This is a genomic window from Halarchaeum salinum (assembly GCF_039520965.1).
Taxonomy (GTDB): Archaea; Halobacteriota; Halobacteria; order Halobacteriales; family Halobacteriaceae; genus Halarchaeum; species Halarchaeum salinum.
Genome location: NZ_BAAABL010000021.1, coordinates 86,367 through 107,738, shown reverse-complemented (window position 1 = coordinate 107,738; position 21,372 = coordinate 86,367). Strand labels below are relative to the sequence as shown.

Sequence of the window (21,372 nt, the reverse complement as noted above, 5' to 3'; positions counted from 1 at the left end):
GGGCACACCTGGGGCCATGTTCGACACGCAGGGCGACGCACTCCCGACGTGGGTCGCCCTCACGCTCGTCGCCGGGACCGCGCTGGCGGCCGTCACCGCGATCCCCGACTCGCCGACGCCCGACGCGACCGCCGTCGCGAACGCCGTCGATGCCGTCACAGCCGGCGAGTACGCGGCCGCGCACACCGTTCCGACGGACGCCACGACCGTCCGCGTCCGCCCGACACGCGTCGCGCTCCGGAACGACGCCGGCGCGACGCACGCGACGTTCGCACGACCGATCACGCCCGCTGACACGCCGCGGCTCCGTCGCGTCCTCCGCGGTGACGCCCCGCTCGATGTTTATCCCTCGATCGCCGCGTTTCGAGCTGACGTCCAGCGTGCGCGCGCTGCCGACACGAGCGCCGACTGGCGGCCGTCTCTCGACTCGCTGCGCGTTCGTCGCGTCGTCCTCGGAGGTGTCGATGTCACGCTCCTCGGGTAGAGCGCAGGTCGAACCGACCGCCGCGCTCGCCGCCGTCCTCGCGCTAACCGTGGCACTCGGGATCTACGCGTCCGCTTACGCCATCGTCCCGACGGGTCACGAATCCCCGACGACGCCGACGACGACCGCTCTCGCCGCCCTCGACGACGATATCGGGCCGGGACCGGTTGACCCGATGACGCTCGGATCGGCGGTCCGTGCGCTTCCCGTGACGGGATCGTTGAACGCGACGCTCCGCACGCCGACGCGTGTCTGGTCGGTCGGCCCGCCGCGGCCGCGCCGTGCCGACGTCGCGTCGGCTCCCCTTCCGGTTCGCGTCGAACCCGGTCGCGTCCGGCCCGGACGGCTCACCGTGGCGGTGTGGCGATGAGTCATCGTCGTGGGCTGAGCACCGTCCTCGACGTCGCCGTCTGCGTCCTCCTGATCGGCGGCGCGGTCACTACGCTCTCGACGATCGTTCCGACCGATCCGCCGGCCGACTCCGCACCCGGCGCGACGGCCCGCACTGCCCTCGACAGCACCGCTGTCGTTCCCGTTGGCGACACTACGGTTCGCGGGTCGATCGCCGCGCTGCTCGCCGACGCCGCCGTCGCGCGCAGTGCGAGAATCGCGCCACCCGGCTACGTCCGGGCCGTCGAGCGTGTTGCCACCCGCCGCCTCGCCAACGCCACCCGTCGCGCGTCGCTCACCGCGTCGTGGCGACCCGACGACCCGTGTCGCACAACAGCTCTCACGGTCGGGACGCCACCACCGCCCGGCGGTGCCGTCGATGCAGTGACCCTCGTTGTTCCGACCGGGAACGGCACGACCTGCGGCGACGCGCCGGTCCACCTCACCCTCCGGACGTGGTCGCGGTGAGGCTCGACCCGTTTCCGGATCAGCGTGGCCGCATTCCGTTCGCCGTCATCGGCGCGCTCCTCTTGATCACCAGCGCGGTGCTGGCCGCGGGGATCGCCGGCCAACCCGCCGCCACGGGGTACGACGCCGGGCCCGCGCTCGCGGCGTCGTGGACGGCGACCCACGCCGCGACCGAGCGGGCGGTGCTGCGCGCGAGCGTCGCCGCCGCCCAAAATCCAGTCCTCGAACGCGCCGACACACCGTACGGTCGCGTACTGAACGCGAGCGATCCGTTCCACGACGCCCTTCGCCTTCGGATCTATCTCGCGGTCGCCGACGCGCTGCCCGAGAGCGCGGTGACCCTCGATGGCGTCACCGCGACGGCGTCGCTCCCCGGCATCGTCTCGCCCACGGACGCCCGCACCGCCATCGAGCGCGTGACGCTCGTCGGTGTCGAAAACGATACCGCGATCCGCGTTCACGTCGACGGTGTTCGCGTCGTCGCGACCCGTTCCGGTGCCGTCGTCGACTCGCGCGAACGGACCGTTACCGTCACTGCGCCCACGCCGATACTTGCCGTCCACGATCGCGTCGGGTTGTTCGAGGCGCGTCTCGACCGCGGCGTGACCGACGGGCCGGGGCTCGCGCGCCGCGCGACCGTCTCGCTCACCGCGCTCGCGGAGGCGCGCGGCCTCGCGCAGTATGGCGGCGCGCCGATCAGCAACGTCGTCGCGAACCGCCACGTCGCGCTCGCGACGAACCGCGGCGTCCTCTCGCTCGAACGCGCGACGTTCGGCAGCGCGGACCCACTCGGCGTCGACGCGACGCGGCGCGCGGCCGTCACGGTCGCCGGCCGCGACCTGCTCGTCGGTGCGCAGGCGACCGCTGAGGGACTGAACGGGACCGCCGCGGCCGCCGCCGGAGAGACGCTCGCGACGCTCGACCCCGGCACCGCGAACCCACAGCCGGTGCCGCTCGAACCCGTTGCGGACGACGCCCTCGTCGCGTTCGTCGACGGCGACGGTACCGACTCGATCGATGCGACGATCCGGCGCGCGTACGCTGTCGCCGTTCGTCTCGGCATCCGCATCTCCGCCGACGGTCGGCCGTCCACACCCGCCGTTCCACGGGGGTACACCCGCGTCGACTCGTTCTCGGGCTCGGTCAGCATCGGCAACGAGAGCTACCGCGTCGCCGTGGTCGTCGGTGCGCGCCCCGCGACCGGCCGCAGTCTCCCCGGCGTGACCGACGGGCCGGCGTGGGTCCGCGAGCGCGCGGTGCGGCGCGCCATCGACGACGAGATCGGCGGCTCGGTCGCGAGCCGTGCCGTCGCCGGGGCGCTCGATACCCACTTCCTCGTCCATCCCGAGGTGCCCGCACCGCGCCGTCGCGCGGTCCTCGACGCGCTCGCACGGACGCATATGGCGCTGCGGAACGTCACGACGCACGCCGAGCGACGCGCCTTCCTCGACGGTGACCCGCTCGCCTCGCTTCCGCCCGCGATCGGCGCGACCGTGGATGGAATGCCCGCGTCACCGACAGTCGACGAGCGCGCCGCCGCGCTCGTCCGCGATGCCTACGCCGACCGCGTCCACGCCCTCGTCTCGTCGCGCCGCTCGACGCTCGCGAGTGCGCAGGCCTCGCTCCGCGAGCGGCTGACCGGCCGCGGCGTTTCCGTCACGCCGCCGCCCCTCGCGGGCCCGGACGCGCCGCCGGTCCCGATGACCGTCTCCGCCGATCCGGCGTACCTCTCGCTCGCCCGCGTGACGCCCGCCGACGCACCGATCGACGCGTCGTACTACCCGCTCGCCGCACGGAACGACAACCTGTTCACGGTGCCGTCGGCCGACATCGTCGAGAGAGCCCTCTCCCTGGTGACGACGGGCCACGCCGAGCCAGTGTCGTACGCGACGGCGGCGCAGACTCTCTACGCGGCCGAACGGGCCGGTGTTCACCGTTCGGAACTCGAGCGCGCCGTCAGCGACGCGACCGACACGGCCCGCGGGGCGATGGCGGCGACGCTCCGGCGACACGCGGGACTCTCGAAGCCGGCCCGTGAGCGGGCCCTCGACACCGCGTTCGCCCGCTGGTCGACGCCGGCGACACGCGCGCTCGCCGTCGCGAACGGATCGCTTCCGGCCGCGGTCGCCGCGGCGGCAGCCGAGAGTGGTGCCGACCAGCCCGACCTGCTCGCCGCGCGCCTCCAGCACGCCGTCCGCGAGCGGCGGTCGGGGACCGCCCTTGTCGTCGGCGGCTCGGCGGTCGATCCGGTTCGAGCGACGATCACGTCGCGAATCGCCACAGCTGCCACGGACGCGACGCAGACGGCGGCCGAGCGAGCCCTCGCGCGTTCGACGCTCGCACTCCTCCCGTCGGGGCTCCCGATCCTCCCGCTCCCCAGTCAGTGGTACGTCACCGCGAACGCGTGGCACGTCGCGGCCCGCGGCGGCTACGCGCGCTTCGAGGTCGCCGCCCCGCTCGGCCGGCCGGGCGTCGCCGACGGGTCGCTGCGCTACGTCCGGGCGGACGCACCCGTGACGCTCGACGTCGATGGTGACGGCCGCGCGGAGCGCCTCGGACGCGACACCGCACTCGCCTTCGACTATCGGACGGGCGTCGTCGCGGTCGTGCCACCGGGCCCGCGCGGCGTCGGCGATGTCGGGCACATGTCCGAGATCTCGGCGGGCTGGACGGCCCGCGCCGAGTGAGAAGCCCCATTTAGCCCGAGCGCCACGGTTCGGGTATGCTCACAGCGGACATCGCCGAACCCGAGGCGACCTCGCCCGAGGCGCTTCGGACGCAGTATCTGGGCGCACTCACGGCGGTTCTGGAGGGGCGCGGAACCGAGGCCGTCGCCGCGGAGACCGACCTCACGGCCGAGCGTATCGCGGCGCTGCTCGACGACCCCGACGCCGTGACCGTCGAGGAGACCGCCGCGGTCCTGTCGTGCTCGCCCGACTATCCAGCGGCCGAGGACTACCTCCTCGAGATTCGGGACCACCTGATGCTCCAGATGAGTTCCGCGGTCGTCGACGTCGGCTCGCTCCAGCGCGCGATCGAAACGGACCTCGACGCGAAGGCGCTCCAGCAGAAAGTTGAGGGCCGCCGCGAGATGACGCTCGAGGAGTACGCACGCGTCGTCCACCACCTCGCGGTCGAGAACCCGTGGTGACGATGCGGGTCGCCATCCTCGGTTGTGGCTACGTCGGCCTCGAACTCGGCCGACAGCTCGCCGCGGCCGGCCACGAACCGATCGGCGTCCGGCGCTCCGACGACGGCCTTGCCGCGATCCGCGACGCCGGCTTCGACGCCGTGCGCACGGACGTGACTGACGCGGAGAGCCTCGCGGCCGTCCCCGACGTCGATGCGGTCGTCTTCGCGGCCTCCTCGGGTGGTCGGGACGCCGACGCCGCCCGCCGCGTCTACGTCGAGGGACTGCGCACCGCGATCGACGCCTTCGGCGAACGCGAGCAGAGCCCGGATCAGTTCGTCTACACGTCGAGTACGGGCGTTTACGGCGATCACGATGGCGACTGGGTCGACGAGGAGACGGCGCTCGATCCGACGACGGAGAAGACCGAGGTGCTCGTCGAGGCCGAACGCGTCGCCCGCGAACGCCCGGCCGAACACGGCATGACGGGTCGCGTCGTCCGCTTCGCCGGTCTCTACGGCCCGGATCGCTACCGGCTGGAGCGATACATTACCGGATCGGTCGTCGAGGGCTATCTGAACATGCTCCACCGCGACGACGCCGCGGGGATCGTCCGCTTCGCGCTGACCGAGACGGACGAACCGCTGCTGCTCGCAGTGGACGACGACCCGGTCGACAGACGCGATCTCGCGGACTGGTTGGCCGACGCCTGTGGCGTCGCACACCCGGAGAAGGTCTCGCAGGCCGAACGCCTCGCGGACGACGATCTTTCGGAGGCGGCGCGTCGACGGCTCACGACGAGCAAGCGGTGCTCGAACGCCCTCGTACGCGATCTCGGCTACGAATACGCGTATCCGACGTTCCGCGAGGGGTACGAAGCGGCGGTGCGCGCGTATCGCGCCAAGCGGTAGGCCGCCGTCGCTCGGCCGGTGCCGTTCGGCCGACGCACCGGCTTCGCCCGACTTTTTGCGGCCGCGCGCTCACACTCGCGCATGGAGTACACGCAGGAGCGGGTGGCGACGCTCCACGATTACGGCGGGGCGAGCCCGGACGCCCCGGTCGGCCGCGCGACGGTCGTCGTCCCGATGACCGAGCGGGAGTACGCGGGGCTCGCCGCCGAGGGCGTCCTCTCGACGCTCGCGGCGCTCGACCCCGAGCGCGTCCTCGTCCCGCTGCGCGCGCCCGCCGAGCGCGTCCCGGCCTTCCGCGAATGGCTCGACGGCTTTGATCTCCCTTTGGAGGTGCTCTGGTGCTCGGGGCCGCGCCTCGCCGACCTGCTGGACGCGGTCGGCCTCAGCGGCGCGGCCGGGAAGGGGCGGGATGTTTGGCTGGCGCTCGGGCTCGCGGCCGACTCCGAGCACGTCGTCCTCCACGATGCGGACGCGGAGAGCTACAGCGAGCGTGACGTCCCGAAGCTCCTCGCACCGCTCGCCGGCGACTTCGATTTCACGAAGGGGTATTACGCCCGCGTCGAGTCCGGGCGACTCTACGGGCGGCTCTTCAGGCTCTTCTACGAACCGCTCGTGACGGCGCTCGCCGAGCGTCACGACCACGAAATCCTCGACTATCTCGGCGCGTTCCGCTACGCGCTCGCCGGCGAGTGCGCGATGACGGGCGACGTCGCGCGCTCGCTGCGCGTCCAGCGGCGCTGGGGCCTCGAAGTCGGGACGCTCGGCGAGGCCTACCGGAGCGCGGGCCCCGACGGCGTCGCCCAGGTCGATCTTGGCTTCTACGAACACGACCACCGCGCGGTCTCGGGACCGACGGGGCTCGGCGACATGAGCGAGGGTGTCGGCGACGCGCTCCTCCGCGTCGTCGAGGAGGCCGGCGTCAGCCCGGATTACGACACGCTCCCCGAGCGCTACGCCGCGATAGCCGAGCGCTTCGAGCGCGGCTACGCGGCCGACGCGGCGTTCAACGGCTTCGAACACGACCCGGCCGCCGAGCGCGAGCAGGTCGAGACGTACCGTGCGGCCGTGAGTGAACCTGGCCCCGACACTCGCCTCCCCGCGTGGGACGACGCCCCGCTCTCGACGGCGGAGGTCCGCGAGGCCGCGGCGGCGGACCTCGACGCGGTACGTTGAAGCGCCCGCGACGCGCACGGAACAGCCATGTCCCTCGACCCGGACGAACTCGCGGGCGTCTGTGACCTCTTCGGTGGCTTGACGCGCGACGAACTTGCGGCCGCACTCGCGGACCTCGCCGCCCGTCGTGGCGACGACTACGACCGCGAGACACACGACGCGGCCGTCGCGGACGCCTGTGAGGCGTACGTGCTCGTCGAGATTAGTCCGGATGCGCTCGACAGCCTCGACGGCGTCGCGGCGGACGTGCCGCTGCTCGTCATCGGCCCGCGCGCGTTCCCGACGCTCCCCGAGGGCGGCGAGGACCTGCCGCACCTGATTGATGCACCCCGGCGCGACGTCCCGAGCGACGCGGTCGAAACCGCGATCCGCGCGCGCCTCGCGGCCGACGTGGCCGCGCTCGACGACGGTGAGACGCGTGATCGGGAGTCGGCGGCGGACGCGCCCGATGCGGACGTCCTCATCGACGTCACGTATGACGCCGCAGCCCTGACGGGAACCGACTTCGCCGACGTCCGCGAGCGCATCGCGGATGCGCGGTGACGTGACCCGAGGAACGATTAAGGGGGCGAGGTGTCTGCACATCGGTATGGACCTCGGTCGCATCGCCACGCGCCGCCCGGCAACGACCGCCGGCGCGGAACGCGAGGCGGCCGTCCTCGTGCCGGTTATCGAGCGGGACGACGGCCCCGCGATCCTCTTCACGAAGCGCGCGGCCCACCTCGGCGAACACCCGGGGCAGATGAGCTTCCCTGGGGGCGGGCGCGAACCGAGCGACGACGACGCGACGGCGACGGCACTCCGCGAGGCCGACGAGGAGATCGGGCTCCACCCCGAAGAGACCCGCGTCGTGGGTCGCCTCGACGACATCGAGACGGTGACCGACTACGCGATCACGCCGATCGTCGCCCGCGTCCCCGATCGGACGTACGACCCGGATCGCCGCGAGGTCGCAGAGGTCGCCGTTCTCCCCCTCACGGCGCTGCTCGACCCGGCGAACTACGAACTGGAGCGCCGCGAACACCCTGAGCATGGCGAACTCGACGTCCACTTCTTCCGCGTCGAGGGGTACACGGTCTGGGGGGCGACCGGCCGCATCCTCGCACAGTTCCTCGAACTCGCCTGCGGGTGGGAGCGCCCGACGACGCCGGATCGGGTCGTCGATCCCGACGCGGAGCCCTGAATCCGCTACGCTTTTGCCGGTGACGCGGCGTAGTACGGACGAACATGGTCGCACAGACGAGTGGTCGCGTTCCAGCACCGGTCTAAGTTCTCCCCCGTGAATACGACACGTTCCCGACACGCCGACGTGGAGGTCCAGTCGTGCTGAGCGCTGCCGCCCGCGCCCGCGAAACCGGTATCGACGCGGTGGCGCTGAAGCCGATGGAGTGCGACGTGCGCGTCGCGTCCGCCCTCCCCTTCGACACCGTCGTGATCGACTACGAGGGTCGAGAGCACCTCCCCGAGACGGACATCCTCGCGGACCTCGCGGCCGCGTGCGACCTCCGCCTCACGACGCCCGTCCGTGCGAGCGGGTTCGACCCGCTCGGCGACGACTCGCTCGCTGCGACACTCCCTGACGCCGCGGGCCGCGTTCTCGTCGCCGGCCACGGCGCGTATCTCGACGGCGACGAGCAGGCCAAACGCATCGCACCCCGGCTCGGTGCAGCCGTCGAGACACACCCCGACGCGTGGGTCGGCACCGAGGGGATCGAGCGCGTCGCGCTCGCCACTGGCGCTGGCCAGTTCGAGTTGCTCTCGCGCTCGACGGACCGCGACCTCGGCGCGCTCCGCGCGGCGGGCTATGCGGGACAGATCGCACTCTACGCGCCCGTCGTGCTCGCCGACGACGAGGACGCGATTCTCGACGCGGTCGGCGACTACACGGCTCGACGCGGTCCCGTGCGGCGCGCGCTCCCGGACGACGCTGCGACCGACGGGTCGGCGAGCGGGCGCGCCCGCGAGGTGCTCTCCGCTGCCGTGCGCGACTACGCGCTCGTCGGCGACGCCGAGACGGTGGGCGAACGCGTCGCGGAACTGAAGGCCGCAGGCGCGGACACCGTCGTCGGCTACCCTGCCCGCGGTCCCGAGGCGTTCCGCTAGTCGAGGACGAGATACGTCTTCTCGCCGTCGCGTTCGAAGTGTGCGTCGCGCTCGCGGACGAACGAGCGCACCCACGCGAACGACGTTTCGGTGACGTCGATCCGCGCCTCCTCACGACCCGGTTCCCCGACGACGTCTGCCCCATCGACGCTCATACACCGGTCTACGACTCCTTCCCGCTAATAACTCACCCGTGCGCGCAGTGAAAGTGAAAGTGGTCGTCTCGGTGCGTCTGCGTCCGTGTTTGGTCGATCGAGCGAACCCTCACACGTTGAAGTGCCTGCCGTTCCACCGATCGGTATGCACGGACTCGGACGCGTGGGCGACGGACGGCGGGCCGCGCGATGGCCGGGTGGCTGCGCGCCGACGGGGTGGCCGCGATGACGGCGCGCTCGGTCGCGGTCGTCGGCGGCGGTGCGGTCGGGCTGACCGCCGCGTACGACCTCGCCCGCCGCGACGCGGCCGTGACGCTGTACGAGCGTGACGCGCTCGGTGCGGGGAGCACGGCGCGCGCGGCCGGCATCGCCTACGACGCCTACGCCGAGGACATCGACGTCACGCTCGCTGAACGCGCCATCGAGCGGTTTCGGGAGTTCTCGGGTGAACGCGACTTCCGCTTCGCGCACGCACCGTATCTCTGGTTCGTCACGGAGGGTGGGGCGGCCGCGGGCGCGATCCGCGAGCAGGTCGAGCGGATGCGCCACCACGACCGCGACGTGTCGCTCGTCGATCCCGATGCGATCAGACAGGAGTTCCCGGTGCTCCGAACGGACGATATCGTCGCCGCCGGCCTCGCGCGCACGGCCGGGACAGTCGATCCCGAGACCTACGTCGATCTGCTCGCTACGAAGGCGCGCGCGGCGGGCGTCACGATCCACACTGGCACGCCGGCATCAGTCGCCCTCGGTCCGCCGCGAGTGAACGGCACGGCGTACGACGCCGTCGTCGTCGCTGCGGGCGCGTGGTCGGGCGACGTGCTCGCCGACGCGGGCGTCTCCGTTCCACTCGAACCGTACCGCGTGCAGGCGCTCGTCGCCGGCGGACCGGCCATCCCGATCCTCTACGACGCGACGCGGGAGTATTACGCTCGCCCGCACCCGAACGGCGTCGTCGCGGGCGACGGCGTCACGACGCCCACCGATCCGGACGACTACGACGGCGAGGCGGACGACGCCTTCCGCGACCGGATCACCGACCGACTCCGTGAGCGCGTCGTGAACGCCCGCGTCCCCGTCCAGCGTTCGTGGGCGGGCGTCTGTGCGCGGACGCCGGACACCGATCCGCTCCTCGGCGAAGTGACGGATGGGCTCTACGTCGGCGCGGGGTGGAACGGTCACGGGCTGATGCGCGCACCGGCCGCCGGCGAACGACTCGCGGAAGAAGTGATGGGCGTTCGTGACGGCGTACCGGCGTTCGATCCGACGCGGTTCTGAGCGACGCGGTTCTGAGCGACGCGGTTCTGAGCGACGCGGTTCTGAACGGCGCGGTTCTGAACGGCGCGGTTCTGAACGGCGGCCCTTCTGCGCGACGGCGACGCGCTTCTGCGCTACTCGATCGTGACGGCCTCGCCCTTCGGGACGTAGACGTGGAGCGTGCCGTCGTCCTGCAGTTCTGCGCGCGTATCGGCGTCGGCCACCGCGGCGTCGGCCGGGAGGGTGGTGTGGCCGTCGAGCGAGAGCCCGCGGCCGGGTAGCAACGTCCGGAACCCGTCGCGGTAGTCCCGATAGCGATCGAGACGGACGCTGACGCCGCCGTCCTCGGCGACAACTTCGATATCGCGGGCCTCGACGCCCGGCGCGTCGAAGACGGCGAGATACTCGTCGTCGCTTTCGAGGACATCGACGGCGAGCGGGGTGCGCGCTTGGATGCGGCTCATCGCCCGCCCGACGCGTTTCAGGACGGCACGGCTCGCGGCCGCGCCGTACGTCACGAGATCGCTCACAGCTCGATTTCCGCGAGCGACGTCTCCGACCCGCAGTAGGGACATCGGAGGTCGGCGGTCGAGACGTCGTCCGGCACGTCGTACGTGTAGTGAAGCTCCGCCATGTCGAGTTCGCACTCGTCCGCCGTACAGGTGACTTCCATCGTCGCGGGCATACTCCCGCGTTCGCCCGCGAGCTCAATAAACACGCGGGCTTCCGCGGATTCGGCCGGTCCAAGCACGGGACCGTCGCACCCGGACGGTCGCGTTTTTACGCATCCAGCACCTTCCCCGCTCATGACCGACCCCGCGACCCTCGACGTGACCATCGTGGACGGCTACGTCGACGAACCGGCCCACTTCGGCGTGCCGCCGTACATCTCCACGTATCCGCGTTACACGGCCGGCGCGCTCGTCGAGGCGGGCGTCCCCGAGTCGCAGATCACCTACCACACGATCGACGCCCTCCGCGAGGAACGCTCCCGCTGGCTGGACGTCGAGGAGGCCGACCTCATGATCTATCTCGGTGGGATGACCGTCCCCGGCAAATACGTGGGCGGGACGCCCGCCGAACCGGACGAGGTGCGCGAACTCGCGTGGACCGCGGACGGCACCTCGCTGATGGGTGGCCCGATCCGCTTCGGTGTCGGCGAGGAGAACGCCGGCGCACAGGACATGGCGCGCGACGACCTCGACTTCGACTTCCTCGCCATGGCGGACGTCGAGGCGGCCGCCCACGACCTCGTCGCGAGCGGCCTCGAAGGGTTCGAGGACCGCTATCGGGACAACGACGAACTCGACCGCTGGGCCGAGGCCGGCGCGTTCGTCGTCGCACAACACCCGAACCATCCCCACTACCTCATCGCCGAACTCGAGACCTCGCGTGGGTGTGCCTACCGGTGTTCTTTCTGCACGGAGCCGATGTACGGCGACCCGGACTTCCGGTCGCCCGACTCGGTCGTCTCCGAGGTCGCGGCACTCGACGAGGCCGGCGTGAACGACTACCGCATCGGCCGGCAGGCCGACATCCTCGCCTACGGGGGGGACGGCGAGGCCCCGAACCCGGACGCCCTCCGCGAGCTCTACGAGGGGATCCGCGCCGCCGTCCCGGACCTCGGGACGCTCCACCTCGACAACATGAACCCCGTGACGATCGTGGACTACCCCGAGAAGTCGCGGGAGGCCATCCGGATCATCGCCGAACACAACACCCCCGGCGACACCGCCGCGTTCGGCCTCGAATCCGCCGATCCGGTCGTACAGGAGGAGAACCACCTCCTCGTGGACGCCGACGAATGTCTGGAGGCCGTCCGAATCGTCAACGAGGCCGGCGGTTGGCGACCTGGCGAGCCGGAGAAAGTCGGGCCTTCCACGGGCGACGACGTCGATCGCCTGCCGAAACTCCTCCCCGGGATCAACCTCCTCCACGGCCTGAAGGGCGAGCGCCCGGAGACCTACGAGCACAACAAACGCTTCCTCGAACGCGTCTTAGAGGAGGGACTGATGCTCCGGCGCATCAACATTCGGCAGGTGATGGCCTTCGAGGGCACCGAGATGGCCGAGACGGGCGCGGACGTCGCGAAGGCGAACAAGAAACGCTTCAAGCAGTACAAGTCGGCGGTCCGTGAGGACGTCGATCAGCCGATGCTCGAACGGGTTTGTCCACCCGGCACCGTCCTCGAGGACGTCCACTTCGAGTACCATCAGGACGGCAAGACGTTCGGGCGCTCGCTTGGCACGTACGCGCTCCTCGTCGCCGTCCCCGGCGAGCGCGAACTCGGGACCGTCACCGACGTCGCGATCACCGACCACGGCTATCGCTCCGTCACCGGCGTCCCCTACCCGCTCGACCCGAACGAGGCGTCGATGGACGAACTCCGCGCGCTCCCCGGCGTCGGCTCGAACACCGCGGGCGACATCGTCGTCAACCGGCCCTACGAGACGCCGACCGAGGTGCCGGGCGACGCCGACCTCACGCGCTTCACCCGCGGGTAGGACTCGTCGGACTGAGATAGAACTATAATGCACGATACTAATGCATCTACGAGGGTCTCATAGTGGAAATCTCCGATCAACTCCTCTGTCTGTTCAACGCCGAAGTCACCGTCAGCGACGACGAGTACGTCGTCCGCGTCCCGACGAGCGAGATCGAAGCCGGGGACGTCGACCCCGGCGAGATCTATCGTGTCGCGCTCATCGAACGCGAGGACGCCGGCGCGAGCGCCGAATCATCGTCGTTGTCGCCGTCCGACGCCACCTCCAGCACCTCCGCATCGACGGCCGGGAGCACGACCGGTGAGGGGCCACAACCGCCCGTCGAAGAGGGCGAGATCAGGTACGTCGAGATCGAGGACATCGGCAAACAGGGCGACGGCATCGCGCGCGTCGAGCGCGGCTACGTCATCATCGTCCCCGGTGTCGAGATCGGCGAGCGCGTCAAAGTCGAGATCACGCAGGTAAAGTCCAACTTCGCCGTCGGCGAAACCATCGACGACGACGCTGACGACGCCGACGCATAGCGCTCTCCGTCCCTTCGGTACGCCCCGCCCCGTCACATCGTCTACGTGACACTATCCGTCCGTCGCGGCCTCCTCGTAGCGTGTCCCGTCAGGGCGCTTTGCGCCCTCTGAATCGTGGACGACCGTCTCGTCCGACTCGGTGTCGGCGGGCGCGTAGGCGTCGCGGACGTCGATCGCCTCCTCCAGCTCCGTGACGGCTCGTTCCTTGAGCGCCGCGGCGAGCTCCTCGGCGTCGCCGCGCGAGATGTCGCGACCCAACCCCTCGCACTCGTGGGCGCGGACCATTCCCGCCTCGTCGACGGCCTCGCCCATCGGTTGGCTCGTCCCGCCCAGCGCCACCGAGAACGGATACGTGCGACAGATGAGCGGTCGGTGCTCGTGGACCGTACACGCGCCCGTTCCGTCCTCCTCCTCGTAGAACGTGCAATCCCCACAGCTGTCCGTCTGGAGGGCCCACTCGAACGTCTCGCCGTTCCCGTCAGCATCGAGACCGAACGGCATCGGGCGCGCGACGTCGCGCCACTCTAGGTCCTCGGCTGCCGTCAGCTCGCGCACCTCGTCGGGGAACACGGTCGCCGTGTGCTCCTCGCCAAGGCCCTTACAGCAGCCGCCACAGCGTGTGCACTCGAAGCCGATCTCCTCGATGGCGTCCGCGAGCGCGGCTACCTCCAACTCCCGCGCGCGGTCGAGTTCGTCTTCGAGGCGCTCCATACGCACGGATCGGCGCGCGCCCGGAAAAGTCCCGCGTCACGGGGGACGCGGTAGTCACGGTGGCGAACGCGTCTTACACCACCGCGTTCCGCCCGGCGTCGCCTCGCGTGTTACTCGCCGCTCGACGGCCAGCTTGTCGAGGTGGGCGCGAACAGTCGCGGCGGCGAGGTCGCGGTACGCGCCGAGGTTGGTGTCGTAGACCGCATCGACGATTGCCGAGACGGTCCGCGCGCCTGCTTCGACGGCCGCGAGGACCTCGCGTTCGCGCTCCCGCCGGTGTGCGACGATCGCGGCCAGACGTTCGCGGGGGCGCTCGATCGGGTCGCCGTGGCCGGGGTAGAGCACCGCGGGATCGCGGGCGTAGAGGCGTCGGAGGCTCGTGAGGAACGCGCGTAGATCGCCCTCGTTGGTGATGGCGATACTCCCGTCCGCGCGACAGCAGTCGCCGACGAGGGAGGCGTCGCCGACGGTGAACGCGACGTGATCGGGCGCGTGGCCGGGCGTCGCTACGACGTCGAGGGTACCGACGGTATCGCCCTCGCGGTACGTCCGGTCCGGGACGACGTCGGTGGCGTCGGCGAAACGCTCGGCGTAGGGGGCGTACGCCCAGACAGTCGCGTCGGCTCTCTCGGCATAGTGGGCGAGTCCGTCGACGTGATCGGGGTGGGTGTGCGTGGCGACGATATGCTCGATGTCGGTCAGTTCATCGAGACGTGCGCACCGCGCGGCGGGATCGACGAGGACGTCGTCGACGACGTACGTGTTCGTCCGGCCGCCCGGTACGGGGTGATCGGCGGGGACGGGAACGCGCTCGACGCCGGACACGAGTGATTAGTGATCGAGGAAGTAGACCTGCTTGCGCGCGTCACGGAAGCTGTACCGGGAGTCGACGAGGCCGGCCTCGTCGAGGCGATTGAGGGCGTAGCGGACGGTGCGATCCGGCAGCAGCGACTCCTCGGCGAGCTGGCCCTGCGAGAGGGGCTCCTCGGTTTCGAGGACTTTCGCGACGAGTTTCGCGCTCGGCGGGAGTTCGCGGAGGCGCTCGCGGAACTCCTCGTCGTGCTTTATCGGTGATCGTCGCTGCTCTCCCGTCGTACTCATGGCAGTAAGTCGCACACAGCCGTAGATAAAGGTTGGTACTTCCAACGACCCGGACCTTATACGATATAAGGCCGTTACGGCGGGCTGTCGGAGTCGTGGTCCGTGCAGGGCACGGCACCGTCGTTCCGTGGCCCGCATCCAGTATCGTTTTACCTCCCCGCGGCAGTAGAGACGAGTAGATCGTGAAGGGACAGGAGTGGTACCAGGCCGACGAGGTCGCGGCGGAGTACGAGGACAAGCGCTTCTCCGGTGGCGGCCGGCTCATCGACCGCCGCGAGAAGCAGGCCGTCCTCGATGCCCTCGGACCGCTCGACGGCAAGCGGGTGCTCGAAGTCGCGTGCGGAACCGGTCGGTTCACCGTCCTCTGCGCTCAGCAGGGTGCCGACATCACCGGGATGGACATCTCGGCCGCAATGCTCCGCGAGGGGCGCGCGAAGGCCCGCGACGTCGGCGTTGCCGATCACCTCGAGTTCATGCGCGGCGACGCCGCCCGCCTCCCCTTCCCCGACGACTACTTCGACGCCGTCTTCGCGATGCGCTTCTTCCACCTCGCCGATACGCCCGCGAAGTTCATCAGCGAGATGGCGCGCGTCTCGAAGGCCGACGTCTTCTTCGACACGTTCAACCGGTACAGCACGCGCTCGCTCTACAACTCCCTCCTCCCAATGGGGTCGCGTCTCTACTCGCGGAGCGAAGTCCGTGACCTCCTCCACGGGGCCGGCCTCACGCTCCGCAGCGACGCCCACGACTTCGTCCTCCCCTACGGCTTCTACCGAAAACTACCTAGCTGGCTCGCCGACCCGATTCGCGACGCCGACCTCACCGTCGGCGACACCCCGCTCGGCGACCCCCTCGCGTCCGTCTCCTACTGGCACGCGCACGTCTGACGCCGCGCCGCGGCGCTTTTACGCGCGGCCCCGCTCGGTAGTGCTATGGAGTTGTCGGTGGTCGTCCCCACCCTAAATGCGCGCCGCCGTCTCGCGCGCGTCCTCGACGCCCTCGATACACGCCTTCCGGACGTCGAGATCGTCGTCGTGAACGGCCCGTCGAGCGACGGGACGTCGGGGTGTGTCCGCGACCACCCGGCCGTTGACGTGCTCCTCGAAATTCCGGAGCGGAACCTCAACGCCTCCCGGAACGCCGGACTCGCGACCGCGACCGGCGACGTCGTCGCCTTCGTCGATCACCGTTCGATCGTCCGCGACGGGTGGTACGACGCGCTCGTTTCCGCCATCGAATCCGGTGCGGACGTCGTTACCGGCCCTGTCCACCGGGCCGTCTCCGGCGGCGTCACCACCGAAGAATGCGAACGCGAGACTGTTGTCGGCCGCGACGTCCGCTACTTTGACGGCGGAAACGTCGCGTTCACTCGTGAGGCCGCCGAGGCTCTCGATGGCTTCGACGAGTACCTGGAGACCGGCGCGGCCCGCGACGCCGCCCACCGGCTCGCCGGCCTCGGCATGCGCGTCGCGTGGGAACCCGCCTTCGCCGTGCTGCGCGCCGAGGGTGACGATGTCCCGGATCGCGTCGCGGAATCACCGGAGGGGTCCGCGACCGGGATGAAGTACCGCGCGCTCGGCTATCGTCTCGCGAAGAACTACGGGATCAGCCCCTCGGTCGCCTGGCGCGCCGTGCGACACGCGCTCTGCGATGGGGGCACCGCGGCCCGCGCCGTCGTCGGCGGCGACGAGACGCTCTCCTCGTGGGTCACTCGGGGTCGTGCAGTCGTGGCGAACGCCGCCAGCGGCGTCGCTGCCGGCCTCCTCGCGCGCCGTCGCGACGCCACGCCAACGCGTAACCCGAACGGCGTCTCTTCGCGGATGGACCGCGCGATGTCCCGCTACGAACCGTAGGCGGACGCCACCGCCCCCGACCGTTTCTCCCGCCCTCTGCGACCGGTCCCCTCTGTACCGCCGCAGCTTTTCTCCTGTACCGTCCGCGTCCGGCTCGTCCGTGCTCGCTCACAGCACGGCCCACGGAATCTATATGTAGAACCGCTCGCCTTCCAGTTCCCTATGTCTACGCTTGGAACTCGCAGTCCGGTGTTCATCCTCGGTGACGATGCGCAGCGCACCCGTGGGCGCGACGCGCAGACGTCGAACATCGCCGCCGGCAAGGCGGTCGCCGACGCCGTCCGGACGACGCTCGGCCCCCGCGGGATGGACAAGATGCTCGTCGACTCGACCGGGACCGTCGTCATCACGAACGACGGCGTGACCATCCTCGAGGAGATGGATATCGAGCATCCCGCCGCGCAGATGCTCGTCGAGGTCGCCCAGACGCAGGAGGACGAGGTCGGTGACGGGACCACGACCGCCTCGGTCCTCGCCGGGCAACTCCTCGCGAAGGCCGAGGACCTCCTGCGCGACGACGTCCACCCGACCACGATCGTCGAGGGGTACGCCGCCGCGCGCGACATCGGCCACGCCGCCATCGACGACCTTACACTCGACGACGACGTCGACGACGACCTCCTCCGCCGGGTCGCCGCCACCTCGATGACCGGGAAGGGGACCGGCGACGCGAACGCCGAGACGCTCGCGGACCTCGTCGTCGAGGCCGTCCGGCAGGTCGCGGATGACGACGGCGCGAACCGCGACGCCGTCCGCGTCCACGCCCAGTCCGGGGCGTCTTCCGGCGCGACCGAACTCGTCCGCGGCATCGTCTCCGATACCGACCCCGTCCGCGGGGACATGCCCCGCGACGTCTCGGATGCGACCGTCCTCGTGCTCAATACGAAGCTCGACACCCGCGAGACCAGCACCGACGTCGAGTACACCATCACGAGCGTCGATCAGCTGAACGCCGCGCTCGACGCCGAGGAGGACGAGCTCCGACGCTACGCCGAGGCCGTCCGCGACGCCGGTGTCGACGTCCTCGTCTCGCAGAAGTCCATCGACGACCGCGTCGCCGCTTTCCTCGCCGACGAGGGCGTCCTCGCCTTCGAGAGCGTGAAGCAACCCGACGTGAACGCCATCGCCTCCGCGACCGGCGCGACCGTCGTCGGCGACGTCGAAGCGATCGAGAGAGACGACCTCGGCTCCGCCGAGTCCGTCCGCGTCGAACGCTACGGCGAGGACGACCTCGCGTTCATCGAGGGCGGTGCCGAGGCCAGCACCGTCACGCTCCTCGTTCGCGGGAGCACCGAGCACGTCCTCGCCGAACTCGAACGCGCCATCGGTGACGCCCTCGATGTCGTCGCCGTCGCCCTCGATGACGGCGGTGTCGTCCCCGGTGCCGGCTACGTCGAGATCGCCGTCGCCGACCGCATCCGCGACGAAGCCGCGCGCATCGACGGCCGCGCACAACTCGCCGCCGAGGCCTTCGCGGACGCACTCGACGTCCTCCCGCGCACCCTCGCCGAGAACACCGGCCTGGACCCCATCGACGCCCTCGTCGACCTCCGCGCCGCCAACGAAACCGGACGCGCCGGAATCGTCACTGTCGGCGAACGCGGCGAAGTCGCTAACCCCGTCGCCCACGGCGTCATCGACCCCGCTGCCGTCAAGCACGAGGCACTCGCCTCCGCCACCGACGCCGCGACCATGATCGTCCGCATCGACGACGTCATCGCGGCCTGACGACCTTTTGCTGCGTTCGGCGCGGAGCACGACCATCTCCGTGCCAGCCTCCGCGAAGCGGTCGAATCTCTCTTTCACCTGTGCGGGCGTCCCAACGACTCCGCGATGCGACGGCCCGCATCCATAAGCATCCGCCCGACGTACCGCGGCGTGATGTCGGATCGACTCGGCCTGCCGTCCGCGGTCTCCATCGCGCTCGGCGGGATGATCGGCGGCGGCATCTTCTCCGTCCTCGGCGTCGTCGCGCGGATCGCCGGCACGCGGACGTGGCTCGCGTTCGTCGTCGCCGGCGTGGTGGCGATCTGCGCCGGCTACTCCTACAACACGCTCAACGAGGTCGGCGAGCGGACGGGCGCGTCGGTCACGTTCGTCCAGCGCTACACGGACAACACGACGCTCGCGGGGATGGTCGGCTGGACGCTCCTCTTCGGCTACGTCGGCTCGATGGCGATGTACGCCTACGCCTTCGGCGAGTACACCGTTGGGCTCCTCGGGCTTCGCGCGGTCCTCGGCGGCGTCGCCCGGCCGCTCGTCTCCGCGCTCGCCGTCGTCGGCTTCGTCACGCTCAACCGCATGGGGGCGCGCGCCACCGGCACCGCGGAGAACGCCCTCGTCGCCGCGAAGATGCTCGTCTTGCTCGGTTTCGGCGTGCTTGCTGCGTCCTACGGCTCCGCGCACGGCCTACTTGACTTCGGTACCACCGGGGCTGCGACGGTCGCGCCGGTCGTCGCCGCGGGCGTCTCCTTCGTCGCCTTCCAGGGGTGGCAACTGCTCTTCTACGACCGCGAGAGCATCGTCGATCCCGAGACGACCATCCCGCGTGCCGTCTACGTCGCCATTCCGATCGCCGTCGCGACGTACGTCCTCATCGGCGTCACGACGACGAGCCTCCTCACGCCCGCGCAGATTGCCCAGTACGGCGAGATCGCGCTGGCGAAGGCCGCCGAGCCCGTTCTTGGGTCGCTCGGGTTCACGATCATCGCCGCCGCGGCCGTCGTCTCCACCGGGAGCGCGATCAACGCGACGCTCTTCTCCGCGGCGCACTTCGCGAACGGGATGACCGACGAGAACGTTCTCCCCGATCACATCGCCGCCGACACGGACGGCGACGGCGTCCCCCAGCGCACCGTCCTCCTCCTCGGGATCATCACGCTCGGGCTCACCGTCTACGGGACGCTTGATGGCATCACGGCGCTCGCCTCCTTCGCGTTCCTCGTCGTTTTCGGGACGATGAGCGCGCTCGCGTTCACCGAACGGGATCACGACGACGTTCATCCGCTTCCGCCGCTCGTCGGGGCCCTCGGGGCCGCGTGTCTCTTCCCGCTGCTCTGCTACCACCTCGCGGTCCACGAACCCCGAACCTTCGGCTTCGTCGTCCTCACGCTCGCCGCGCTCTTCGTCGTCGAACTCACCTACTTCGAGCGCACCCGTCTCGCCCGCGTCGCCAAGCGCGCTGAAGACCGGATTTGAGACGTGATACCCCGGGTTCTTTGTGTTTTGTGGTCGGCTACGCCACAGAAACCAAAGGGGTGGAAGTCGAACCCCCGTCTATGGGTGACGATCGACTCGGCTTGTTCGGCGCGATCAGCATCGCCGTCGGCGGCATGATCGGGGGTGGTGTCTTCTCCGTCCTCGGCGTCGTCGTCCAGATCTCGCACGCTGCGTCGTGGCTCGCCTTCACCCTCGCCAGCCTCGGCTCGCTGTGCGCGGCCTACTCGTATCTCAAACTCAACGCGAAGGGTGAGAACCGTGGTGGGAGCGTTGCCCAACTGCAGGAGTTCGTCGACAACACGACGCTCGCGGGGATGGTCGGCTGGACGCTCCTCTTCGGCTACGTCGGTGCCATCGCGATGTACGCCTACGCCTTCGGGAGTTTCGCCATCGGGCTCGTCGGCCAGAAGGCCGTCGCGGGCGTTCCGCTCCATCCGATCCTCGCCATCGCCGCCGTCGGGATCTTCGTCGTCTTCAACCTCCTCGGGGCGCGCGCCACCGGCACCTCGGAGGAGGCGCTCGTCGTCACGAAGGTAGCCATCCTCGTCGCCTTCATCGCGCTCGGGCTCTGGTACGGGTGGAAGAACGCCAGCCTCGAATACGGCCTCTCGACGATCCGGCAGGGGACGCCAGTGATCATGGCGACCGCTATCAGCTTCGTCTCCTTCCAGGGGTGGCAGCTCCTGATGTACGACCAGGATCAGATCGCTGACCCCCTGAAGAACCTCCCCATCGGCGTCTACTCCTCGATCATCATCTGCATCGTCATCGACGCGCTTATCGCTGTCGTCGTCACGAGCCTTGTCAGTCCACACCTCATCGCAACCGAACCTGATCGTGCGCTCGCCTACGCTGTCGAGCAGACGTTCGTTGGGCACGCCGGCTTCGTCGTCGTCTCCATCGCCGCGCTCTTCTCGACGGGGAGCGCCATCAACGGTACCCTCTTCTCCAGTGCGAACCTCGCGAAGGGGATGATCTCGGACTCGCTCCTCCCGGACGAGGCCGGCGACGGGAACGCCGACGGCGCGCCCGAGCGCACCGTCCTCCTCATCGGCGTCCTCGCCGCCGCGTTCGCCGCCTACGGCAGCCTCAACGGTATCACCTCCTTCGGCTCCATCGCGTTCATGCTCGTCTTCGGCGTGATGTGCTACCTCGCCTTCCGCGAACACGACGACGATGCCATCAACGCCGCGCCGCCCGCGCTCGGCGCTCTCGGAATGGCCTGCTTCATCCCGCTCCTCGTCTACCACCTCTGGAGCGCGGAACGCCACGTCTTCTGGGTCGTCTGTGTCGTCGCCGCCGCCGTCCTCGGCCTCGAACTCGTCTATTTCCAGGGGCGAACGACCATCCACGAGGGCATCGAGGAGTTCGAGCAGCGCCTCTCCTGAG

General features: G+C 70.2%; 24 protein-coding genes. 18 read left to right on the top strand and 6 right to left on the bottom strand.

The window, feature by feature from the left end:
• Positions 1 to 16 precede the first annotated feature (16 nt).
• The 10 genes from ABDZ36_RS02355 (at position 17) to ABDZ36_RS02310 (ending at position 8,659) form a co-directional block, all read left to right on the top strand.
• Positions 17 to 484, top strand: a complete 468-nt coding sequence (locus tag ABDZ36_RS02355; protein ID WP_211311821.1) for a DUF7283 family protein — start codon at positions 17 to 19, stop codon at positions 482 to 484.
• Positions 465 to 854 carry a DUF7285 family protein gene (locus tag ABDZ36_RS02350; RefSeq protein WP_211311820.1) on the top strand — a complete coding sequence of 130 codons (390 nt, stop codon included), beginning with the start codon at positions 465 to 467 and terminating at the stop codon, positions 852 to 854. The genes ABDZ36_RS02355 and ABDZ36_RS02350 overlap by 20 nt, the downstream gene beginning before the upstream one ends.
• Positions 851 to 1,342, top strand: a complete 492-nt coding sequence (locus ABDZ36_RS02345) for a DUF7284 family protein (protein WP_211311819.1) — start codon at positions 851 to 853, stop codon at positions 1,340 to 1,342. The genes ABDZ36_RS02350 and ABDZ36_RS02345 overlap by 4 nt, the downstream gene beginning before the upstream one ends.
• The gene (locus ABDZ36_RS02340) at positions 1,339 to 4,029 is read left to right on the top strand and encodes a DUF7286 family protein (RefSeq protein ID WP_211311818.1); all 2,691 of its coding nucleotides are present in this window, start codon (positions 1,339 to 1,341) and stop codon (positions 4,027 to 4,029) included. The genes ABDZ36_RS02345 and ABDZ36_RS02340 overlap by 4 nt, the downstream gene beginning before the upstream one ends.
• Positions 4,030 to 4,064: 35 nt before the next feature.
• Positions 4,065 to 4,493, top strand: coding sequence for a DUF5791 family protein (locus tag ABDZ36_RS02335; protein ID WP_211311817.1), 429 nt, complete (start codon positions 4,065 to 4,067; stop codon positions 4,491 to 4,493).
• A gap of 2 nt (positions 4,494 to 4,495) precedes the next feature.
• Positions 4,496 to 5,383, top strand: coding sequence for an NAD-dependent epimerase/dehydratase family protein (locus ABDZ36_RS02330; RefSeq protein WP_211311891.1), 888 nt, complete (start codon positions 4,496 to 4,498; stop codon positions 5,381 to 5,383).
• Between the two features lie 81 nt (positions 5,384 to 5,464).
• Positions 5,465 to 6,556, top strand: coding sequence for a glycosyltransferase family protein (locus ABDZ36_RS02325; protein ID WP_211311816.1), 1,092 nt, complete (start codon positions 5,465 to 5,467; stop codon positions 6,554 to 6,556).
• 27 nt (positions 6,557 to 6,583) lie between these two features.
• On the top strand, positions 6,584 to 7,099 hold the full coding sequence (locus ABDZ36_RS02320; RefSeq protein WP_211311815.1) for a DUF7109 family protein: 516 nt from the start codon (positions 6,584 to 6,586) through the stop codon (positions 7,097 to 7,099).
• A gap of 46 nt (positions 7,100 to 7,145) precedes the next feature.
• Complete coding sequence (locus tag ABDZ36_RS02315) at positions 7,146 to 7,739, top strand: NUDIX hydrolase (protein WP_211311814.1); 594 nt, start codon at positions 7,146 to 7,148, stop codon at positions 7,737 to 7,739.
• A gap of 140 nt (positions 7,740 to 7,879) precedes the next feature.
• On the top strand, positions 7,880 to 8,659 hold the full coding sequence (locus ABDZ36_RS02310; RefSeq protein WP_211311813.1) for a DUF7388 family protein: 780 nt from the start codon (positions 7,880 to 7,882) through the stop codon (positions 8,657 to 8,659).
• Here the strand turns inward: ABDZ36_RS02310 and ABDZ36_RS02305 are convergent.
• Entirely contained in the window at positions 8,656 to 8,814 is a 159-nt protein-coding gene (locus ABDZ36_RS02305) for a hypothetical protein (RefSeq protein ID WP_211311812.1), read from the bottom strand. The genes ABDZ36_RS02310 and ABDZ36_RS02305 overlap by 4 nt on opposite strands.
• 189 nt (positions 8,815 to 9,003) lie before the next feature.
• On the opposite strand from ABDZ36_RS02305, the gene ABDZ36_RS02300 reads away from it, so the two are divergent.
• Positions 9,004 to 10,092 (top strand): NAD(P)/FAD-dependent oxidoreductase, encoded by a 1,089-nt coding sequence (locus ABDZ36_RS02300; protein WP_211311811.1) that lies wholly within the window; start codon positions 9,004 to 9,006, stop codon positions 10,090 to 10,092.
• A 113-nt stretch (positions 10,093 to 10,205) separates the two neighbouring features.
• Here the strand turns inward: ABDZ36_RS02300 and ABDZ36_RS02295 are convergent, their stop codons facing one another.
• Together ABDZ36_RS02295 and ABDZ36_RS02290 are read right to left on the bottom strand one after the other, a co-directional pair.
• Positions 10,206 to 10,601 carry an Hsp20 family protein gene (locus ABDZ36_RS02295; protein WP_343749185.1) on the bottom strand — a complete coding sequence of 132 codons (396 nt, stop codon included), beginning with the start codon at positions 10,599 to 10,601 and terminating at the stop codon, positions 10,206 to 10,208.
• Positions 10,598 to 10,756 carry a DUF7559 family protein gene (locus tag ABDZ36_RS02290; protein WP_425545298.1) on the bottom strand — a complete coding sequence of 53 codons (159 nt, stop codon included), beginning with the start codon at positions 10,754 to 10,756 and terminating at the stop codon, positions 10,598 to 10,600. Before ABDZ36_RS02290 ends, ABDZ36_RS02295 begins: the two co-directional genes overlap by 4 nt.
• A gap of 121 nt (positions 10,757 to 10,877) precedes the next feature.
• Here ABDZ36_RS02290 and ABDZ36_RS02285 point away from each other — a divergent pair, with 121 nt between their 5' ends.
• Both ABDZ36_RS02285 and ABDZ36_RS02280 read left to right on the top strand, forming a co-directional pair.
• A complete protein-coding gene (locus tag ABDZ36_RS02285) occupies positions 10,878 to 12,575 on the top strand; it encodes a radical SAM protein (protein WP_211311809.1) in 1,698 nt (565 codons plus the stop codon).
• A 62-nt stretch (positions 12,576 to 12,637) separates the two neighbouring features.
• Complete coding sequence (locus ABDZ36_RS02280) at positions 12,638 to 13,099, top strand: TRAM domain-containing protein (RefSeq protein ID WP_211311808.1); 462 nt, start codon at positions 12,638 to 12,640, stop codon at positions 13,097 to 13,099.
• Positions 13,100 to 13,150: 51 nt separating this feature from the next.
• Here the strand turns inward: ABDZ36_RS02280 and ABDZ36_RS02275 are convergent, their stop codons facing one another.
• The 3 genes from ABDZ36_RS02275 to ABDZ36_RS02265 are packed head-to-tail and all read right to left on the bottom strand — an operon-like array spanning position 13,151 to position 14,911.
• Positions 13,151 to 13,810 carry a YkgJ family cysteine cluster protein gene (locus tag ABDZ36_RS02275; protein WP_211311807.1) on the bottom strand — a complete coding sequence of 220 codons (660 nt, stop codon included), beginning with the start codon at positions 13,808 to 13,810 and terminating at the stop codon, positions 13,151 to 13,153.
• A 54-nt stretch (positions 13,811 to 13,864) separates the two neighbouring features.
• Complete coding sequence (locus tag ABDZ36_RS02270; protein WP_211311806.1) at positions 13,865 to 14,635, bottom strand: MBL fold metallo-hydrolase; 771 nt, start codon at positions 14,633 to 14,635, stop codon at positions 13,865 to 13,867.
• Positions 14,636 to 14,641: 6 nt separating this feature from the next.
• On the bottom strand, positions 14,642 to 14,911 hold the full coding sequence (locus tag ABDZ36_RS02265; protein WP_188872130.1) for a MarR family transcriptional regulator: 270 nt from the start codon (positions 14,909 to 14,911) through the stop codon (positions 14,642 to 14,644).
• A gap of 182 nt (positions 14,912 to 15,093) precedes the next feature.
• Between ABDZ36_RS02265 and ABDZ36_RS02260 the strand changes: the two genes are divergently transcribed.
• The 5 genes from ABDZ36_RS02260 (at position 15,094) to ABDZ36_RS02240 (ending at position 21,371) form a co-directional block, all read left to right on the top strand.
• Positions 15,094 to 15,798, top strand: a complete 705-nt coding sequence (locus ABDZ36_RS02260) for a class I SAM-dependent methyltransferase (RefSeq protein ID WP_211311805.1) — start codon at positions 15,094 to 15,096, stop codon at positions 15,796 to 15,798.
• Between the two features lie 45 nt (positions 15,799 to 15,843).
• Complete coding sequence (locus tag ABDZ36_RS02255) at positions 15,844 to 16,764, top strand: glycosyltransferase family 2 protein (protein WP_211311804.1); 921 nt, start codon at positions 15,844 to 15,846, stop codon at positions 16,762 to 16,764.
• Between the two features lie 162 nt (positions 16,765 to 16,926).
• The gene (gene thsA / locus ABDZ36_RS02250; protein ID WP_211311803.1) at positions 16,927 to 18,492 is read left to right on the top strand and encodes a thermosome subunit alpha; all 1,566 of its coding nucleotides are present in this window, start codon (positions 16,927 to 16,929) and stop codon (positions 18,490 to 18,492) included.
• Between the two features lie 153 nt (positions 18,493 to 18,645).
• On the top strand, positions 18,646 to 19,962 hold the full coding sequence (locus ABDZ36_RS02245) for an APC family permease (protein ID WP_211311802.1): 1,317 nt from the start codon (positions 18,646 to 18,648) through the stop codon (positions 19,960 to 19,962).
• An 80-nt stretch (positions 19,963 to 20,042) separates the two neighbouring features.
• The gene (locus tag ABDZ36_RS02240; RefSeq protein WP_211311801.1) at positions 20,043 to 21,371 is read left to right on the top strand and encodes an APC family permease; all 1,329 of its coding nucleotides are present in this window, start codon (positions 20,043 to 20,045) and stop codon (positions 21,369 to 21,371) included.
• Position 21,372 lies beyond the last annotated feature (1 nt).

What these genes read in the sequence shown, in the direction of transcription:
- ABDZ36_RS02355 (WP_211311821.1), top strand. Translation starts at nt 17, where the DNA reads ATGTTCGACACGCAGGGCGACGCACTCCCGACGTGGGTCGCCCTCACG.
- ABDZ36_RS02350 (WP_211311820.1), top strand. Translation starts at nt 465, where the DNA reads ATGTCACGCTCCTCGGGTAGAGCGCAGGTCGAACCGACCGCCGCGCTC.
- ABDZ36_RS02345 (WP_211311819.1), top strand. Translation starts at nt 851, where the DNA reads ATGAGTCATCGTCGTGGGCTGAGCACCGTCCTCGACGTCGCCGTCTGC.
- ABDZ36_RS02335 (WP_211311817.1), top strand. Translation starts at nt 4,065, where the DNA reads ATGCTCACAGCGGACATCGCCGAACCCGAGGCGACCTCGCCCGAGGCG.
- ABDZ36_RS02330 (WP_211311891.1), top strand. Translation starts at nt 4,496, where the DNA reads ATGCGGGTCGCCATCCTCGGTTGTGGCTACGTCGGCCTCGAACTCGGC.
- ABDZ36_RS02325 (WP_211311816.1), top strand. Translation starts at nt 5,465, where the DNA reads ATGGAGTACACGCAGGAGCGGGTGGCGACGCTCCACGATTACGGCGGG.
- ABDZ36_RS02320 (WP_211311815.1), top strand. Translation starts at nt 6,584, where the DNA reads ATGTCCCTCGACCCGGACGAACTCGCGGGCGTCTGTGACCTCTTCGGT.
- ABDZ36_RS02315 (WP_211311814.1), top strand. Translation starts at nt 7,146, where the DNA reads ATGGACCTCGGTCGCATCGCCACGCGCCGCCCGGCAACGACCGCCGGC.
- ABDZ36_RS02305 (WP_211311812.1), bottom strand. Translation starts at nt 8,814, where the DNA reads ATGAGCGTCGATGGGGCAGACGTCGTCGGGGAACCGGGTCGTGAGGAG.
- ABDZ36_RS02300 (WP_211311811.1), top strand. Translation starts at nt 9,004, where the DNA reads ATGGCCGGGTGGCTGCGCGCCGACGGGGTGGCCGCGATGACGGCGCGC.
- ABDZ36_RS02290 (WP_425545298.1), bottom strand. Translation starts at nt 10,756, where the DNA reads ATGCCCGCGACGATGGAAGTCACCTGTACGGCGGACGAGTGCGAACTC.
- ABDZ36_RS02285 (WP_211311809.1), top strand. Translation starts at nt 10,878, where the DNA reads ATGACCGACCCCGCGACCCTCGACGTGACCATCGTGGACGGCTACGTC.
- ABDZ36_RS02275 (WP_211311807.1), bottom strand. Translation starts at nt 13,810, where the DNA reads ATGGAGCGCCTCGAAGACGAACTCGACCGCGCGCGGGAGTTGGAGGTA.
- ABDZ36_RS02265 (WP_188872130.1), bottom strand. Translation starts at nt 14,911, where the DNA reads ATGAGTACGACGGGAGAGCAGCGACGATCACCGATAAAGCACGACGAG.
- ABDZ36_RS02255 (WP_211311804.1), top strand. Translation starts at nt 15,844, where the DNA reads ATGGAGTTGTCGGTGGTCGTCCCCACCCTAAATGCGCGCCGCCGTCTC.
- thsA (WP_211311803.1), top strand. Translation starts at nt 16,927, where the DNA reads ATGTCTACGCTTGGAACTCGCAGTCCGGTGTTCATCCTCGGTGACGAT.
- ABDZ36_RS02245 (WP_211311802.1), top strand. Translation starts at nt 18,646, where the DNA reads ATGTCGGATCGACTCGGCCTGCCGTCCGCGGTCTCCATCGCGCTCGGC.
- ABDZ36_RS02240 (WP_211311801.1), top strand. Translation starts at nt 20,043, where the DNA reads ATGGGTGACGATCGACTCGGCTTGTTCGGCGCGATCAGCATCGCCGTC.